This is a genomic window from Mycobacterium colombiense, assembly GCF_003284975.1.
Taxonomy (GTDB): Bacteria; Actinomycetota; Actinomycetes; order Mycobacteriales; family Mycobacteriaceae; genus Mycobacterium; species Mycobacterium europaeum_A.
In genome coordinates, this window is sequence record NZ_QMEU01000024.1 from 45171 (window position 1) to 59844 (window position 14674).

Genomic DNA, 14674 nt, shown 5'->3' on the forward strand with positions numbered 1-14674 from the left:
CGAGAGTAAATGGATCGCGGCAATGTGCCAAACGGTGTGAAACGTGTTGCTGACGACGGCTCGGATCTCTCGGTCAAGTTGAACCAGCTGTTCGAGGTGATGCGGCAGGCCGGCACGCCTCCGCTATCGAACGCCGCCACTGCGGCGGCTATCACCAGCAAGACTGGCGTGTCAATCAGTCCGGCCTATCTCTGGCAGCTCCGAAACGGCATCAAGACCAACCCGACGGTGCAACATCTGCGCGCAATCGCGGACTTTTTCGGTGTGCCTGCGTCCTATTTGATTGATCGCGACACTGATCCGAGAATCGAGGCACAGCTGACTTTGATGCAGGCATTGCGCGACAGCGGCGTGCGAGATTTGGCCATGCGCACGTCCGGCCTGACTCCGCAAGCCATAAGCAGTTTGGCCGCGATGGTCGATGAAATTCGCAAACTGCAAGACCTGCCGCCCATGGCGCCAGGAGAATGGTCGGGTCTAGATGACGTCTAAGGCTGACATGCTCGCGCTGGTGCGAACCCTGCCCGTCCCGGTCCCTTGGGATCGCACCACTTTTATCGATGGCGTCGCCCGTTTGCGTGGTCGGCCGATTCGCGTGGTCCCGACGGTAGACAAACTCGCGATAAGCGCCTGTGGGCTGTGGATGAAACGGGACAACGACGACATCATCATCCACGAAGCAGGCACTTCGGAGTACCACATCGATCAGATCGTGTGCCACGAAATCGGGCACATGGTGTTGGAACATGACCGCGGGGTCGCGAGCGGGAGTGATGGTAGCCAGCACAAAATGATCTTTGCGACCGCTCTGGCCGGTTTCGACCCCCGCGTCGGGCAGATCCTGGGCCGCACCGCTTTCGACGACGACCGAGAACGCGACGCTGAGATGTTCGCGTCGATAGTGATGCTCGCGGCCGCCGAGGGCAGGGCGCCGAAGTCGATGATGAGCAGCGTGTTCTTCCGCCAGTGAGCTCGTCCGCCGTGCCAGGCATCATCGCCTGGCCCGTGATCGCGTTCATGACGCTCGTGCTGCTCGGGCGCTTCCGATGGTGCAACACCAACCTCTACGAGAAATACTTCAACAACACGTTGGTGCTCCTGTTGCTGACGCAATTGTTGCGCGAGCGGCTGGTCCAAAACATGCTCGTCGGTGCAGCTTTCATGACGAGACCGGGCACCTGGCAACTGAGTACCGCTCTAATGAGTTACAGCTACGCCGAATTCATGGGATTCATCCTGCTGTGGTCGGGGATGTCAGAAGCCGAAGCCCGCCGCAAGCACAGGTATTACCGCCTGGCGGGGGTGTTACTGGCTTCCGGAGTCCTCATCTTCGGCACTCCCGCCCGAATCGCAGAAAAACCCCTCGAGTTCACAGTCGGCTGGGAGAGCGTGACGGGCTTGACTTGTGTGTCGGCGTTGCTGACGGTCCTGGCGACCCGCATGATTCTGCTTTCCGTACACGAGTTCCGTATCGCCAGCAGGCTGCGGGAGCGCTTGATCGCGATCAGCACTCTGTCAATGGGCCTGGCCGGCATCGGGAATGTGGTACAGGAGGCCGCCCTACAAATGTCCGACCAGTTTGGCTGGACTCACACCGCCGACTTCAGGCAGCAGTACCACGCGTTCGGCCTTTTCTTCATGATATTTGGCGTGTTCGCGACCGCGGCTGTCCCTCTTGCCACCAAGCTGCGTCGCTCACTCGGCCTGGATCCCATCAGCCACAGCTGGCGCACGCTGCAACCGCTGCGCCGGGCTCTGCGAACCGTCGTCCCAGAGTGTGTCTTCGCCCTTGACCACGAGGAGCCTCGGCGCCAAAAATCACAGCTGCAGCTACATCACACTGTCGTCGAGATCCGGGACGCAATCTTGGGACTGCGCCCATATGTCCGTGAGATACCAAACCATGAGCTGATGCGCTTTCTGACCAAGCCCCGCCTGGTGCCGACGCGCGACCGCGATGCGGCCGTCGCGGCCCTGCGCCTGGCTTACGCGGCCAGAGCCAAAGCGGCCGGAGTGACGCCGGAGCTGCCCGACGTGGACGCAGCGCTGATCGGCGCGTCGGGAGCGGCGACGCTGCAACAGGAAGCTGCCGAACTCGCGATGCTGGCGAAATGGTGGCCTGCCGCCCATGCCGCCACCGAGGACATCATCCAAACTGCGGCCGACGAGAAAGCGAGCCCGACACTATGATCGCGCCTGCCCAACGACCGATCCGGCATCCCCGCTTTCGGCTGCGCCGGATTTCGGCGATCGGCGATAGGTGATGTCGATGCGCCTGCCCACCTTGCCATTACCGCGTTCGGTGGCGCGCGGCGTATTCGATGCTCGACGCCGTGTGTTGGATCTCGCGGACGTCGCGGTGCCGGGGGAGTTCGCGCTGTTCTCCGACATCACCTTCGGGTTGCAGAAGCTGAAAATCGCGGGCGTGCTTGTCTCTTCAGGATTAGCCGATGCCCTCGGCGAGGACGCGCAGGATCCAGTCGAACTGGCATACATACTCGGATTAGACCCTGACGTGACGGTCAGAATCGTCAACGCCGCGACCGGGTCCCGGTTGATGAAACTGGATCGCCGGGGCCGTGCACGCATGACGAAGCTCGGGGCACCGCTACGTCGCGACCACCCCAGATCGATCGCCTCCTGGGTCGCCTACTACGCGCACCCCGACACGGCAGCCGCATATGCGCACCTCGACGCCCAGCTCCGCGAAGGCGCCGAAACCTCGGGATACCGAAGGGCTTTCGGCTCGTCGTTATGGGAATACCTGGACGAGCACCCCGACAGGCGGAGCATGTTCGCAGACGCCATGCGCCAGCTCACCCAGTTCGACCTCGCCGGCATCGTGCGGACCTATCCATGGCCAACGCATGGAGTCATCTGCGACGTGGCCGGGGGAGTCGGGCACATGCTCGCGGCCATCCTCGAACGTCGGCCTAACGCTCGCGGCATCCTGCTCGATTCGCCCGAGATCATCGAGCAGGCAGACGGGTTTCTACGCGAGCGAGGGTTGGCCGACCGGATAGAGCGCCGCACCGGCGACCTGTTCGGTCAGCTCGACGTTCGCGCTGACGTCTACACGATGAAGTGGATCCTGCACGACTGGGACGATGATGCCTGCTGCGAAATTCTCAAGCGGGTGCACGCCACCATGCCGCCCGGCGCGAAGGTGGTCACCATCGATATGCACCACGAATCAGGCCAGCTGAACACTGTGTCGGCGATGCTCGACGTGCTGATGCTGGTTTCCTGCGAAGGCGGTCGGGAACGGTCGCCGCAGCAAGTGCACGCCTTGATGCGCGACGCCGGGCTCAGACCCGGACGAGTCCGCCACTTCGGACCAACCATGCTGGTCGAGGGCATCGCCCCGTAGGGGCGCTACTTTGCATCACCAACGGGCCCTAATGGTCGTCCGTGAGGTCACCGTCGATAGCCTGCCGGCGGCGCTCGTCTATCCCACGATGCCAAGCGTCATGAATTCTTATGTTGTGCACGATCGTGCCGCAACCCTTGCACGTGTAGAGGGTGGGGGATCGACGTGGCTCGTAAAGCTCGTAATCTGGGTCATGGCGTGCCATCGGTGAATCCCCCGCCTCTCCGAAATGCTGTGGATACGTCGGTTGTCAGCCCGTCTCGTCAAACTGGATGCCTGCATTGGATCCGGCGTCCGAGGCCCCGACAACCCGAGGATCTGAGAATTTGAGACCTCGCTGTTCAACGCGCGACTAATTACCCTTGCGTACGACAGTACATGATTGCGCGCCGATATGAGAACTCACGAAAACGCACTGGGCGTCTCTCGAACCGCCGATCGACGGCCGGGGTCAGCCAGCCGGCTAAAGGTGATTTGCAGCGAAATCCGCGCCTTGGTCAACCATGCCATTCGCCGCATACAGAGTGTGAGCCAGACCGGGCGGTCCCGGAGGTGCGCCATTGCAGATATTGTCGTCGGGGGCGCACAGCTGAATGGTCTTGCCCGCGTAAAGGGGACCGATCGTAATCGGCGGCGCGCCGGCGCCGCGCAAGAATTCAGTGGACGGCGTGCCGAACAGGACCACGGCGGCCACGTGATCAGCCACCGCCCGCGGCAAGGGTTGCGGGACGTAGGACACGAATTCCTGCGGCACTTCCTTGGGCACGGCAGCCGAAGTCACGAAGCCGGCCACCGCGGCGCCTTGGGAGTACCCACCGAGCACCACCCTGGTGTTAGGGCAGTTCGACGCCGTGGATTCGACATGAGTGCCGGCGTCCCTGATTCCGTCCACGACGGTTCTGGCGAAAGCGATGCCGCCGTTGAAGTCGCTGCTCGCCTCGTAATTCACTGGATAAACCGCCACCGACTTGCCGCCCGTCCGTGATCCGAGCGCATCGACGAACGCCTGGCCGATCCCGCCGACCCCCGGTGGCTCGCCGGTGCCGCGGGCGAACACCACTTCGACATTCGGACATGGGTCGGCCGACGACGGTGGGACGGGTGCACAGAGAATTCCCGCCCATGCGGTTACCACCGCAGCCGCGAGAAAAGCAATGGAACGTAACAAGCTCATGTCTGCGAATGCCCAGCCGCCATTGCGCCGAAACCGGCGGTTATTCGGCTTCGACGGCGATTACTTTCGCCGTCGCTTCCGGTCTGTACTCCCGAGGCGCCCCCAACCGCAGTCAAGGAGAGCATCAATGACCGCTACCTATACGTTCGACGTCTTTTCTAGCCTTGACGGGTTCGGCGGCGTCAGCGCCGGAGACTGGGGTGGCTACTGGGGCAAGCAAGGCCCAGAATTGCTTGAGCACCGTTTTACCTTGTATGGCGAGACGCAGCGAATGGTCGTCGGCGCCAACACATATCGGCTATTCGCGCAAATGCTGGCCGAGAGCACCGAGGATTCCGACGTGCGCGACCCGTGGGTAACCCGATTGAGGCAGCTGCCGGCGACGGTGGTGTCGACGACCCTGGAGGGACCTCTCGACTGGCCTGATGCGACGCTCGCGCGCGGCGACGCCGTCGAGATCGTCGCCCGACTCAAGGACGAGTCAGCAGTGCCGTTGCGGTCCCACGGCAGCCTGTCGATGAACCGAGCGCTGATGGCCGCCGGCCTGGTCGACCGCGTCCAGGTGACGCTCTTTCCGGTGATCACCGGAAAGACCGGTGATGCCCCGATCTTCCGGGGTGCGGCGGACTTCGACCTTGAACTGATCGAAACCCGGACACTGGACCGCAATATCCAAGAGCTCATTTACCGGCCCACCCTGCATTCATGAACCTCTGACGGCCGAGCACCGTGTTTACGGCTGTGCCGCTCGCTCATGCGAGAGCGACGCGGTCGGACGGATGAGGGGAGTTCGTCAGATGCTCAGCGTGGCGATCCGGGACGAGTTGGCCGCCGACCTCGCACACGCCCAGCGCTGTCGCGAGCCCATCGCTCCCTTGATCGCCGCCCACCCCGACATCGACGTGGTCGACGCCTATGAAATCCAGCTGATCAACATCCGCCAGCGGGTGGCCGACGGTGCGCGGGTGGTGGGCCACAAGGTGGGCCTGTCGTCGTTGGCGATGCAGCGGATGATGGCGGTGGACGAGCCCGACTACGGTCATTTGCTCGACGAGATGCAGCTGTTCGAGGACATCCCGGTCAAGGCGGCGCGCTACCTCTACCCGCGAGTCGAGGTGGAGGTGGGGTTCATCCTGTCGGCGGACCTACCCGGGGCCGGCTGCACCGAGGACGACGTCCTGGCGGCGACCGAGGCGCTGGTTCCTTCCATCGAGTTGATCGACACGCGGATCACCGACTGGAAGATCGCCCTCTGCGACACGATCGCCGACAACGCCTCCTCGGCGGGTTTTGTGCTGGGGGAGGCGCGGGTGCCGCCAGCCGAGCTCGATGCCAAGGCCATCGACGCGGTGCTGACACGCAACGGCAAGGTGGTCGCTGAGGGCCGCGGCGACGCCGTGCTGGGCAATCCCGTCACGGCGGTGGCGTGGTTGGCGCGCAAGGTCGAGAGTTTCGGCGTGCGACTGCGACGCGGCGACATCGTCTTACCGGGATCGTGCACGCGGGCGATCGACGCGCGCCCCGGCGACGAGTTCGTCGCCGACTTCGCGGGTCTCGGATCGGTCCGTTTGTCGTTCGAATAGGGAAGGGCCGCAAGATTCGCCGCGTGCTGGCGCCGGGCGCTTTACGCTGCCCAGGTAGCCGGCGATCAGCACGAGTGCACAACCGGCGAGCTGCAGCGGTGAAGGGCGTTCGCGCAGCGCGCCAGCGCCGAGCGCGACCGCGCCCACCGGCATCAGCAACAGCAGCGCGGAGCTGACGGTGCTCGGGAGGCGGGCCGACAACACGGCCACCAGCAGCCAACCGAGCAACTGCCCGGTGATGGCGACCAGGGTCAGCCATCCTATGGCGCGCCAGCCCGGCCACAAGTCAAAGCCGTGCCACCAAGGTCCGACCGCCGCCGCCACCACCGCCGACGTCGCCAACACGATGGCATAGGTCTGCATGGGTCGGCCGGATTGCCCGCCGCGTCGCAGCAAGAACAGGAACCCCGAATAGCAGACCGCGGCGCCGACCGCGTGCAACGTTCCGCGTGCGTGGTCGGCGCCGGAGAATCCGTGCTCGAGCAACCCGCCGGCGAGCATGACGCCGGCCAGCAGCACCGGCAGCGCAAGCAAGAATCGCCGCGAAATCCGTTCCCGGTCGACCAGCCAGGTCAAGAACGGAACGATGGCGACCTGAGTATTAACCAGGACCGTGGAAAGCCCTGCTCCCACTTCTGGTATGGCCTGCGTCCACAGCAGCATGTCGGCGGCGAACAACGCACCACAGCACACCGCTGACAGCACACCGCGACGCGACAAGCCTTCTCCGCGTTGCCATTCCGGGATCGCGAGGGCGACCACCACAGGCAGCGCCAGCAGACAACGTGCGGCTGTCGCGGTAGCCGGCGTGGTCGATGCCAACTTCAGCAGTATCGCCGAGGCCGACAGGCACAGTGCGCCGAAGACCAACCCAAACTGACTCATTGCGTCCGTGCGTCTCCATCTCATGCTGAAACAGGTACCCGATGTCCTAATGCCTAAATCAAGTTAAGGGCATTAGACTGAAAGCCGTGGCGCGATCCGGGGCTTCCGAACTCGACCTACGCGGGGGCCACCCCGCGGTCGACTTGGTGAACACGGTGGCATGGCGCGGAGACCCGCAGCGCCTTAAGGATTACTTAGTTGACTATCTCGACCTCGTCAGCTGGACGGAGCATGCCGGTGTGGTGTCGGCCGCCGAGGCTCGCGGCCTCGCCGAGCGCGTGGTTTCGGACAGCGACGCCGGCGCGAAAACGCTGCGTCAGACGCGACAGCTCAGAGAGGCGCTCCATTGCATCTGGACGGGACGCGGGACGGCTCGCGACGCCGATAGGGTCGCCGATGCTTACCGATCCGCGCTGCGCGGCAGGCGGCTCACTCTCGACGAGGATGAAGTCTCGTGGTATGACACGGCGCTGACGGCGCAAACGCCACTACACCGGCTGGCCATCGAATCCGTGACGCTGCTGACCACCGTGCCCCGCTCACGCGTCAAGCACTGTGGCGACCCGGAGTGCGGATGGCTTTTCCTCGACAGCAGCCATCGGCAGAACCGCCGCTGGTGCAGCACGGCTGATTGCGGTAATCGCGCGCGCGTCCGACGGTTTTACGAGCGCAGCCGGCACGATTCGGACTAGTGCTGCATATTCAATCCGTGCGTATGCGCGTGTGCGCGAAGCGAATTGCTAGCCCTTCCAGACAACCTTGTCCGTGCCGCCGGCATCCCGGTACACGACGCTGTCGGGGTTCGTTCCGTTGCGAACGTCGAAGTAAATGCGCCCAGTGACCGGGCTGCCCAGCGGGAGTGGTCCCTCGGGAAGGCCGTCGGTCTGGTTACCCTTCATCACCGCGAACGTGGAGCTGTTCACGGCCCGCGCGTTGAAGTCGGCGATGTTCGGAGTCGCGTTACCGCTTACGCCTTTGGCGGTCACGTCGGAGTACCAGATGCCGTCGTTGTGGCCGCTGGGCTGCAGGTTGCTCACGGTGTAGTCGATGGTGCCGCCCATGCTTGAAATTTCCGCCATCTGGCCGAACTGCAGCACTTGTGGGTCGGCCCATGCCGGCGTCGCCGCGAGGAGTCCGGCCGCCGCCATTGCGGCGGCCGCCGCGGTTGTTTTCGATGCAATGTGTGAGAACGCCACGTCGGGCTCCCTTCGTGAGGTGCCGGTTATCCAGGAGCGGCAACTGGATTGACGTCTATCCAAAGCTCGAAATTTCAAACCTGGCGTCTGCCGGACCATTCTTGTCGGCTTTTTCACCGCCGAAGGGGCGGGGCAACAATGGACTTGCATGACTTAACGTCGCGAGTTTTGGCGCTAACGCCGCATATTCGACTCATGCATATCCCCACGGCCGAAGATCGAGGCCATGTCACCTCGAGCACGGCGGAGCCTTACGAGTGCTCAGGCTCGCCGACTGTGATCCGCGGCGTAAGTTCGTTCGGAGCCAACGGAGACCGCACAGGACGACGCGAGAGGAAGTTATGAGAACGATCGCAAACCGCCACACCGCAGCCGTCTGCCTCACTGTGGCCGCGCTGATCACTGGCTGCACCGATGGCAAGAGCGTCGACGCATCGGCGCCGCCTCAGGTCGGGGCGAACGCCCCTTCCACGTCTACGACCCCAGCGCAGCCCACCGAGGTGAAGCTCATCGGGGAGCGCGACGTCCAGGTGACTCTGACCGGGCCTATCGCTGCCAAGTACTCGTCGGCAACCGAGGATCAGAAGAAGGCTCTCGGCAAGCCGTTAACGGGTGACCGCAATGCCGGAAAGCGCGACAGCGGTGTGGTATTCCAGCAGTTCCAGGGCGGGGTGATCACCGCCAAGAACGACGCGGCCGGCACCCCCGCATATATCACCCTGGGCAAGATCCGGGAGGCGTGGAATATCCCGCGCGGCCCGGACGGCACGCCTGCGATCACTGGCACCAACGGTTCGGCAGGTCCGTTGGGGCTGCCGATCAGCGACGCAAACGCCGACGGCGATCTGCTCGTGTCGAGTTTCGAGCACGGCCGCATCGCATACAACCAGAAGACCGACCAGGTTGACGTGACGGTGAACGGCAAGGTCGTGCCGTCCGGGCTGTAGCCCGAATAGTCACCCAATGCCGATGACTCCGTTGTGTCACTCGAGTCGACAAAGGTAGACAGACCCGAGCAACGAACAGGGGCATCACTGTGATCAGGCAGGAGATAGACGCCGAACTGAGTGTGACGGGGGCGCAGAAATTGCTCGCGTCGACGTCCGCGGCTCACTTGGCTTACGCCGGTAAGGACGGGACGCCGCGGGTCATTCCGGTCGGATACTTCTGGACCGGTGCAGAATTCGTCATCGCCACCGCCCCCACGTCTCCGAAGGTCGCCGCCCTGTTGAAAGCCCCGGAGGTCGCTATGTCCATCGACTCCGGAGACACGGCTGAGACAGCGCGCGCCCTATCGATCCGCGGCCGCGCCAGCGTGAAAATCATCGACGGTGTAGTGCCGGAGTACCTCGCCGCTGCCCGCAAGACGATGGACGAAGATCAGGCCAGGAAGTTCGAACATGAGGTGCGCCAGACATACGACCGGATGGCGAGAATTGCCATCACACCCACATGGGTACGCTTCTACGATTTCGGCGCCGGTCGGGTGCCTGGGTTCCTCAAGGAGCTGGTCGAGAGGGAGCGGTCCTGATCGCGGGGCTTTGTGGTTGGCGGCCGCGATCGGCCCTTTGAGGCGATGGTCTCGGCGGAGTGGTCGGGTACAGTCTGTTTCAATTGGCGACTGGCGCGGGTGGAACACCACTGGGAAGCCAAAGATTCGGACGCATCGACCGCCTGGGTGCTCCTCGATCTTCGAGGAGTCTGCTGTGCCCATGCGATGGTCTGATGACGACGGTGGTCGCGCGTTCCTGCGTAGCCTGCCCGTCTTGACCGGCCATGCCCCCGGTTTCGACACCGACGACGTTCCAGCAGAACCTGTTTCGTTATTCATCAGGTGGCTGCAGGATGCCGTCGAGGCCGCCCTTCCCGAACCGCATGCGATGACACTGTCGACGGTTGACGCTCGAGGCTTACCACAGGCTCGGGTGCTGATCATTAAAGCCGTCGATGAACGGGGCTGGCACTTCGCGGTCAATTCGGTCAGCCAAAAAGGCCGTGACCTGTCCGCCAATCCCGTTGCGGCGTTGACCTTCTACTGGTCTGCTTTGGTTCGACAAGTGCGGATTGGCGGCGTGGTCGTCAATGACGGAGCTCAAGCCAGCGCGCAAGACTTCTTGGCCCGTCCACTGGAGTCGCGCGCGATCGCGTTGACGATGAGGCAAAGTCAACCGCTGACCGATGGAGCCGAGCTGGAAGCGCACATCGCCAAGGCTCACCGCGAACTGAGCGATAACCCCAAACTTGCCCCACCCGAATGGATCTCATACGCTGTGCGACCCGACTACGTCGAGTTTTGGCAGGGCGCACCTGACCGACGCCACCAGCGACTGCGCTATGAACGCAACGGGGAGCGTTGGGATCGCGGCCAGTTGTGGCCGTAGCGGCAACTGCATGGTTCACACGCCGTTGCTTGAGCCCGCTGGCGTGGGACGCGCTGAACGAGTAGGAGCGGTTTCAGGTAAAGACATTTGCCGCCCGACCACCCAGCCCAAGCTGTGCAACGCTCGCGTCATCGGTCGTGGCGGTGGATGTCCTTGGCGGTTCTGCGGAGGTAGGTGATGGTGTCGCCGGTGAGGACGTCATCGGTCCCCGCTGCCTCAAGGCTGGTTTCTAGCGCGTCAGCAATGTCGCTAAACAGCTGAACCAGATCAGCGGGGGGTGCTTCGAGGAGCTTGCGGCGTTGGGTGGCAATCTGGTCTGCCAGATCGTTTTGTCCGTTTTCACGGGCCGTTTTCTCGTCTTCTTCCAGGTACTGCAGGACCGCTGCTAGCTCATCGCTTTCGTCGCTCATGGTGGGAATGCTATGCCGTAGCGCCACATATAGCGGGCTTCGCGGGCACCTCGCCACATTCGATGACGCCGTATTTTTGCCGACGGCGTAGGCCCCAATCGGCACACGCGTGGGGAGAGGCCCTTTCGGCGCGTTCCCTCTCGTGCGCCGGAAGTCAAATATCTGGTATCGAGACGGTGCGCCGCGGCCGCGAGACGTTCGAGGAGATCGAAGTGCGGCAGAGGCAACGAGAGTAGCTAAAACGGTCCAGTCAATCGGACCATTCTGCCAGGATGAGCTCAACACCGCGGGCTCAAGGGGGCGGGTTGTCGTTTGGGAGGCGCCGCCTAAGTTGCGGACTATCTGCCGCAGTCGCCGCCGCGGCAGCGATCAACGCGCTTGGACTATGGGGAGTGGCGGCGACGCAACGCGTGCAGTTCGTCCTCGAAGCAACGCTCTGTGTTTGCTCGTTAGTCGTTGGCCTCGTGGTCGTGCGCCGGGTGACCGGCCCGTGGCGGTGGTGGCGGGCCTCGCTCCTCGCGGCGATCGCTACCTTCCTCACCGCCGAATTTCTTTCCCGCTTGGGTCGCGCCGACGATCGCTTGGTAACCGCACCGGAACCAGCCGCAGTGGGCTACTTCGTCGCCGGCCTGCTGTTCGCGGCGGCGCTGATCTTTCTCGTGCGTGCGGGCCACGCTTATGACGCCCGGGCATCGGTGCGAGTATGGCCGGGGGTCATCACCACCGTCCTCGATGGCTTAGTGGCGGCGCTGGCGTTTTTCCATTTGGTCTACGTCGCCCGCTTGGGCGCCATGGACGGCGCCGCTCTGCCACGGTCGACCAATTCCGCCGTCGTCTTCGGCATCGCCGCTGTCGAACTCATTGTGGTGGTCAGCGCAGTTCTCGTTGCGATGTGGTACCCGCCGTACCGACCTGGCCGGGCGAACTATATGTTGCTTGCCGCCGCGGTGATCACCCTGACCTCGTCTGACAGGCTGCTGGCCTACCTTCGGAGCGTCGGGGTGACTTCGTTGGACCTCTGGGTCGGCACCGGCTTCGTCATCGCTCCGCTATTGATCACGTGGAGCCAGCTCCAACTGCCACCGCGGCGGCCCCGACGCCACCACGACGAGACGGAACAGCCGACCAACTGGGCGCAGTTGACCCTGCCCTACGTGGGATTTATGGGCAGCACCGCTCTGCTTACCTTCCACGTGCTCATCGGCCGCAGCGTCGACCCGATCTTCGTGAGCACGTATTTAGGGATGGCACTGTTGGTCGCCACCCGCTATGTGGTGGCCATGGCTGTGCAGCGGAAATTGACCGGACAGCTCGTCGACGCCAAGCGACGGCTGGCCCATCAAGCGCACCACGACGCGTTGACCGGCCTACCGAATCGACTGTTGCTGGCACAGCGGCTGGACGAGGCGATACGTAAGGGTCCGTTCGTGTTGATCTTCATCGACATCGACGACTTCAAAGACGTCAACGACCAATTCGGACACGCCGCCGGCGACGAGTTGCTACGCGCGATCAGCGACCGCCTAGCGCAGTGCCTCGAGCCCGGTGACACGCTGGCTCGCATCGGAGGAGACGAGTTCGCCATCCTGATTGCAAGTGGTGACGAGGCGCCGGAAAGGTTCGCCGACAAGTTACGCGTGGCGCTGCGGCGTCCGTTCTCGGTGCACGGGACTTCCGTGCGGATGCGCGCCAGCATGGGCCTGGTTAATCAAGGTCGTGACGGTGTTCCGCCGACTTCCGATGATCTGCTCAGGCAAGCCGATATCTCGATGTACACCGGGAAGCGGCTGGGCAAGGACACCGCCGTGGTTTACCACCCGTCGTTCATTGCTTCGGAGGATTTTCCGACGGCACTGCGGCACGCGAATGGGCGCGTTCCGGAGGGGTTTCGGCTGAAGTACCAGCCGGTGGTTTCTCTACCCAAAGACGTGCCGGTCGCGGTGGAGGCGCTTGCCCGGTGGACGACACCCAACGGGATACAGATTCCTCCCCAGACATTTGTGGCGCTGGCCGAAGCGAATGGCATGGGCGCACAACTCGACGCCATGGTGCTCGATCTGGCATGCGCGGAGATCCAGGCTGCAGGCCTCGATCTGGACCTCCACATCAACATCGGTGCGGCGCGACTGGGCAGCGTTGAATTCGAAGAAGTGATCACCCGCACGTTAGAACGGCACCGGTTATCACCGCGCCGGCTGGTCCTCGAGATCACGGAGACGGTCCCCATCGTCGATCTCGCCGACGGAGCGGCCGCCATCCGACGATTGACCCAACTAGGCATCAGAATGGCATTGGACGACTTCGGCTCGGGCTACAACTCGCTGACCTATCTACACGAGTTGCCCGTGCAGATCGTCAAACTCGACCGTGGGCTCGCAGCGGGGGTCGAACCGGGGCGAAACTTGACGCTCTACCGGTCGGTAATCAAGCTGTGTGAGGCACTGGGCCTCGACGTCATCGCCGAGGGCATCGAAACCGCCGAGCAGGCCGAAACGGTTTTTCGGGCGGGATGCGAACTGGCGCAAGGGTACTTATCCGGGGCAGCATCCGAGCTGACCGATATCGCCGTCGCGACTGCCGCCAGCACAAGCACGCGGGCAACCGGTCATCGGGCGTGACACTGCGGCCGTTTCGCGGGCTGGGGGAACGCCGGGCGTCTCGAGCCGACCGGCGAGCCAAGGCAGCGTCGTCGCGAACGCCGATGCGGCCGAGGGCCAGTCGTGTCTGCCGGGCAGACCGACCACCGCGCAGTCGATGCCGTTGGCGGTGCCCAATTGGCACAGCGATTCGGCGGCGGCGTGTCCGACGGAGCCGGGAACCGCGAACAGTCCGGCCAGATTGGAGTAAGGCCCGTGGCGGGTGATCACCGTGCTGGGATCGAAGCGTGCCCACGCCGCGGCGTCGCCGCCGAAAAGCCGGTCGATGGTCTGTGCCCGGGTGCCCGCGTTGGGGGCGATGTCGCCGCCGATGTCGACAAATGCGCTGAACCTGTCGGGGTGCATAACGGCCAGGTCCACCGCGCAGGTACCTCCGGAGGAGAAGCCGACGACGCCCCATTTCGCTCGCGCCGCCAGACCGAACTGCTCGGCCGTCCGCGGGATCACGTCGTCGAGCAGGTGATCGGCGGCGTTGCCGCGCGACCCGTTGACGCACTCGGTGTCGACGGTGAAGCCGCCGGTGGCGTCGGCGAAGACGGCGAGCGGCGCGTTACCGCCGTGGGCCGCCGCGAACGCGTCCAGGGTGGCGACGGCGTCGCCGGCGCGAATCCAGTCGGCCGATGTGTTGAACTCGCCTCCGATCATCAAGACCGCCGGCAGGCGCTGCGGCGCTCCGGTGAACCAGGCCGGCGGCAGATACACCCACTCGCCGCGATGCCGAAAGCCCGACGCGGTCGAACCGGTGTCCACGGGCACCACCGCGCCCTGTTGGGGCGCAACGCCTTTGGACCTGGCGGCGTAGGCCGCCTGCACGTCGGTCTGGTCCGGCAGCGGTCCATTGGTCAGCTGACCCCAGGCGGCGGAGACGGTCGGAAAATATCCCAGCCACGCGTTGATGGTCAGGCCCGCGCTCAACAGGCAGAACGCTGCCGCGAACACGCAAACATTGCGCCGCCACCACCCGGCGCGGCGCCAGCTGGCGACCGCGACCGCGACGGCCGCGCCCGCCAACGTGGCC

Annotated in this window: 16 protein-coding genes and 1 riboswitch; of the genes, 11 read left to right on the plus strand and 5 right to left on the minus strand. The window is 64.0% G+C overall.

What is annotated here, in order from left to right:
• Positions 1 to 9: 9 nt before the first annotated feature.
• From DQP58_RS11080 to DQP58_RS11095, 4 genes are all read left to right on the plus strand, one after another.
• Entirely contained in the window at positions 10 to 492 is a 483-nt protein-coding gene (locus DQP58_RS11080; protein ID WP_112708437.1) for a helix-turn-helix domain-containing protein, read from the plus strand.
• 7 nt (positions 493 to 499) lie between these two features.
• A complete protein-coding gene (locus DQP58_RS11085; protein ID WP_240629740.1) occupies positions 500 to 970 on the plus strand; it encodes a hypothetical protein in 471 nt (156 codons plus the stop codon).
• Positions 967 to 2190, plus strand: a complete 1224-nt coding sequence (locus tag DQP58_RS11090) for a DUF6545 domain-containing protein (RefSeq protein ID WP_112708439.1) — start codon at positions 967 to 969, stop codon at positions 2188 to 2190. The genes DQP58_RS11085 and DQP58_RS11090 overlap by 4 nt, the downstream gene beginning before the upstream one ends.
• Positions 2191 to 2269: 79 nt before the next feature.
• A complete protein-coding gene (locus tag DQP58_RS11095; RefSeq protein ID WP_165827842.1) occupies positions 2270 to 3370 on the plus strand; it encodes a methyltransferase in 1101 nt (366 codons plus the stop codon).
• 463 nt (positions 3371 to 3833) lie between these two features.
• Here DQP58_RS11095 and DQP58_RS11100 read toward each other — a convergent pair whose 3' ends face one another.
• Positions 3834 to 4544, minus strand: a complete 711-nt coding sequence (locus DQP58_RS11100) for a cutinase family protein (RefSeq protein WP_112708441.1) — start codon at positions 4542 to 4544, stop codon at positions 3834 to 3836.
• Between the two features lie 127 nt (positions 4545 to 4671).
• Between DQP58_RS11100 and DQP58_RS11105 the strand changes: the two genes are divergently transcribed.
• Together DQP58_RS11105 and DQP58_RS11110 are read left to right on the plus strand one after the other, a co-directional pair.
• On the plus strand, positions 4672 to 5253 hold the full coding sequence (locus DQP58_RS11105) for a dihydrofolate reductase family protein (RefSeq protein WP_112708442.1): 582 nt from the start codon (positions 4672 to 4674) through the stop codon (positions 5251 to 5253).
• An 88-nt stretch (positions 5254 to 5341) separates the two neighbouring features.
• Complete coding sequence (locus tag DQP58_RS11110; protein WP_112708443.1) at positions 5342 to 6127, plus strand: 2-keto-4-pentenoate hydratase; 786 nt, start codon at positions 5342 to 5344, stop codon at positions 6125 to 6127.
• Here the strand turns inward: DQP58_RS11110 and DQP58_RS11115 are convergent.
• Complete coding sequence (locus DQP58_RS11115) at positions 6029 to 7012, minus strand: DMT family transporter (protein WP_240629741.1); 984 nt, start codon at positions 7010 to 7012, stop codon at positions 6029 to 6031. The genes DQP58_RS11110 and DQP58_RS11115 overlap by 99 nt on opposite strands.
• A gap of 86 nt (positions 7013 to 7098) precedes the next feature.
• Between DQP58_RS11115 and DQP58_RS11120 the strand changes: the two genes are divergently transcribed.
• Positions 7099 to 7704: a CGNR zinc finger domain-containing protein gene (locus DQP58_RS11120; RefSeq protein WP_112708445.1), complete on the plus strand. Its 606-nt coding sequence runs from the start codon at positions 7099 to 7101 to the stop codon at positions 7702 to 7704.
• Between the two features lie 48 nt (positions 7705 to 7752).
• Here the strand turns inward: DQP58_RS11120 and DQP58_RS11125 are convergent, their stop codons facing one another.
• The gene (locus tag DQP58_RS11125) at positions 7753 to 8208 is read right to left on the minus strand and encodes an MPT63 family protein (RefSeq protein ID WP_066876844.1); all 456 of its coding nucleotides are present in this window, start codon (positions 8206 to 8208) and stop codon (positions 7753 to 7755) included.
• A 341-nt stretch (positions 8209 to 8549) separates the two neighbouring features.
• Between DQP58_RS11125 and DQP58_RS11130 the strand changes: the two genes are divergently transcribed.
• The 3 genes from DQP58_RS11130 (at position 8550) to DQP58_RS11140 (ending at position 10589) form a co-directional block, all read left to right on the plus strand.
• Positions 8550 to 9155 (plus strand): LGFP repeat-containing protein, encoded by a 606-nt coding sequence (locus DQP58_RS11130; protein WP_112708446.1) that lies wholly within the window; start codon positions 8550 to 8552, stop codon positions 9153 to 9155.
• An 89-nt stretch (positions 9156 to 9244) separates the two neighbouring features.
• A complete protein-coding gene (locus DQP58_RS11135; RefSeq protein WP_112708447.1) occupies positions 9245 to 9739 on the plus strand; it encodes a pyridoxamine 5'-phosphate oxidase family protein in 495 nt (164 codons plus the stop codon).
• Between the two features lie 76 nt (positions 9740 to 9815).
• Positions 9816 to 9895: riboswitch (ZMP/ZTP riboswitch) on the plus strand.
• Positions 9896 to 9920: 25 nt separating this feature from the next.
• On the plus strand, positions 9921 to 10589 hold the full coding sequence (locus DQP58_RS11140; protein ID WP_112708448.1) for a pyridoxine/pyridoxamine 5'-phosphate oxidase: 669 nt from the start codon (positions 9921 to 9923) through the stop codon (positions 10587 to 10589).
• Between the two features lie 128 nt (positions 10590 to 10717).
• Here DQP58_RS11140 and DQP58_RS11145 read toward each other — a convergent pair whose 3' ends face one another.
• Positions 10718 to 10999, minus strand: a complete 282-nt coding sequence (locus DQP58_RS11145; protein ID WP_133259359.1) for a hypothetical protein — start codon at positions 10997 to 10999, stop codon at positions 10718 to 10720.
• 470 nt (positions 11000 to 11469) lie between these two features.
• On the opposite strand from DQP58_RS11145, the gene DQP58_RS11150 reads away from it, so the two are divergent.
• Positions 11470 to 13617: a putative bifunctional diguanylate cyclase/phosphodiesterase gene (locus DQP58_RS11150; RefSeq protein WP_240629743.1), complete on the plus strand. Its 2148-nt coding sequence runs from the start codon at positions 11470 to 11472 to the stop codon at positions 13615 to 13617.
• Here DQP58_RS11150 and DQP58_RS11155 read toward each other — a convergent pair.
• Positions 13531 to 14674, minus strand: a 1144-nt coding sequence (locus DQP58_RS11155; RefSeq protein WP_112708457.1) for an alpha/beta hydrolase, incomplete at its 5' end; no start/stop codon positions are given. The two genes, DQP58_RS11150 and DQP58_RS11155, sit on opposite strands and share 87 nt — an antisense overlap.

What these genes read in the sequence shown, in the direction of transcription:
- DQP58_RS11100 (WP_112708441.1), bottom strand. Translation starts at nt 4,544, where the DNA reads ATGAGCTTGTTACGTTCCATTGCTTTTCTCGCGGCTGCGGTGGTAACC.
- DQP58_RS11085 (WP_240629740.1), top strand. Translation starts at nt 500, where the DNA reads ATGCTCGCGCTGGTGCGAACCCTGCCCGTCCCGGTCCCTTGGGATCGC.
- DQP58_RS11140 (WP_112708448.1), top strand. Translation starts at nt 9,921, where the DNA reads ATGCGATGGTCTGATGACGACGGTGGTCGCGCGTTCCTGCGTAGCCTG.
- DQP58_RS11105 (WP_112708442.1), top strand. Translation starts at nt 4,672, where the DNA reads ATGACCGCTACCTATACGTTCGACGTCTTTTCTAGCCTTGACGGGTTC.
- DQP58_RS11115 (WP_240629741.1), bottom strand. Translation starts at nt 7,012, where the DNA reads ATGAGTCAGTTTGGGTTGGTCTTCGGCGCACTGTGCCTGTCGGCCTCG.
- DQP58_RS11130 (WP_112708446.1), top strand. Translation starts at nt 8,550, where the DNA reads ATGAGAACGATCGCAAACCGCCACACCGCAGCCGTCTGCCTCACTGTG.
- DQP58_RS11145 (WP_133259359.1), bottom strand. Translation starts at nt 10,999, where the DNA reads ATGAGCGACGAAAGCGATGAGCTAGCAGCGGTCCTGCAGTACCTGGAA.
- DQP58_RS11095 (WP_165827842.1), top strand. Translation starts at nt 2,270, where the DNA reads ATGCGCCTGCCCACCTTGCCATTACCGCGTTCGGTGGCGCGCGGCGTA.
- DQP58_RS11080 (WP_112708437.1), top strand. Translation starts at nt 10, where the DNA reads ATGGATCGCGGCAATGTGCCAAACGGTGTGAAACGTGTTGCTGACGAC.
- DQP58_RS11110 (WP_112708443.1), top strand. Translation starts at nt 5,342, where the DNA reads ATGCTCAGCGTGGCGATCCGGGACGAGTTGGCCGCCGACCTCGCACAC.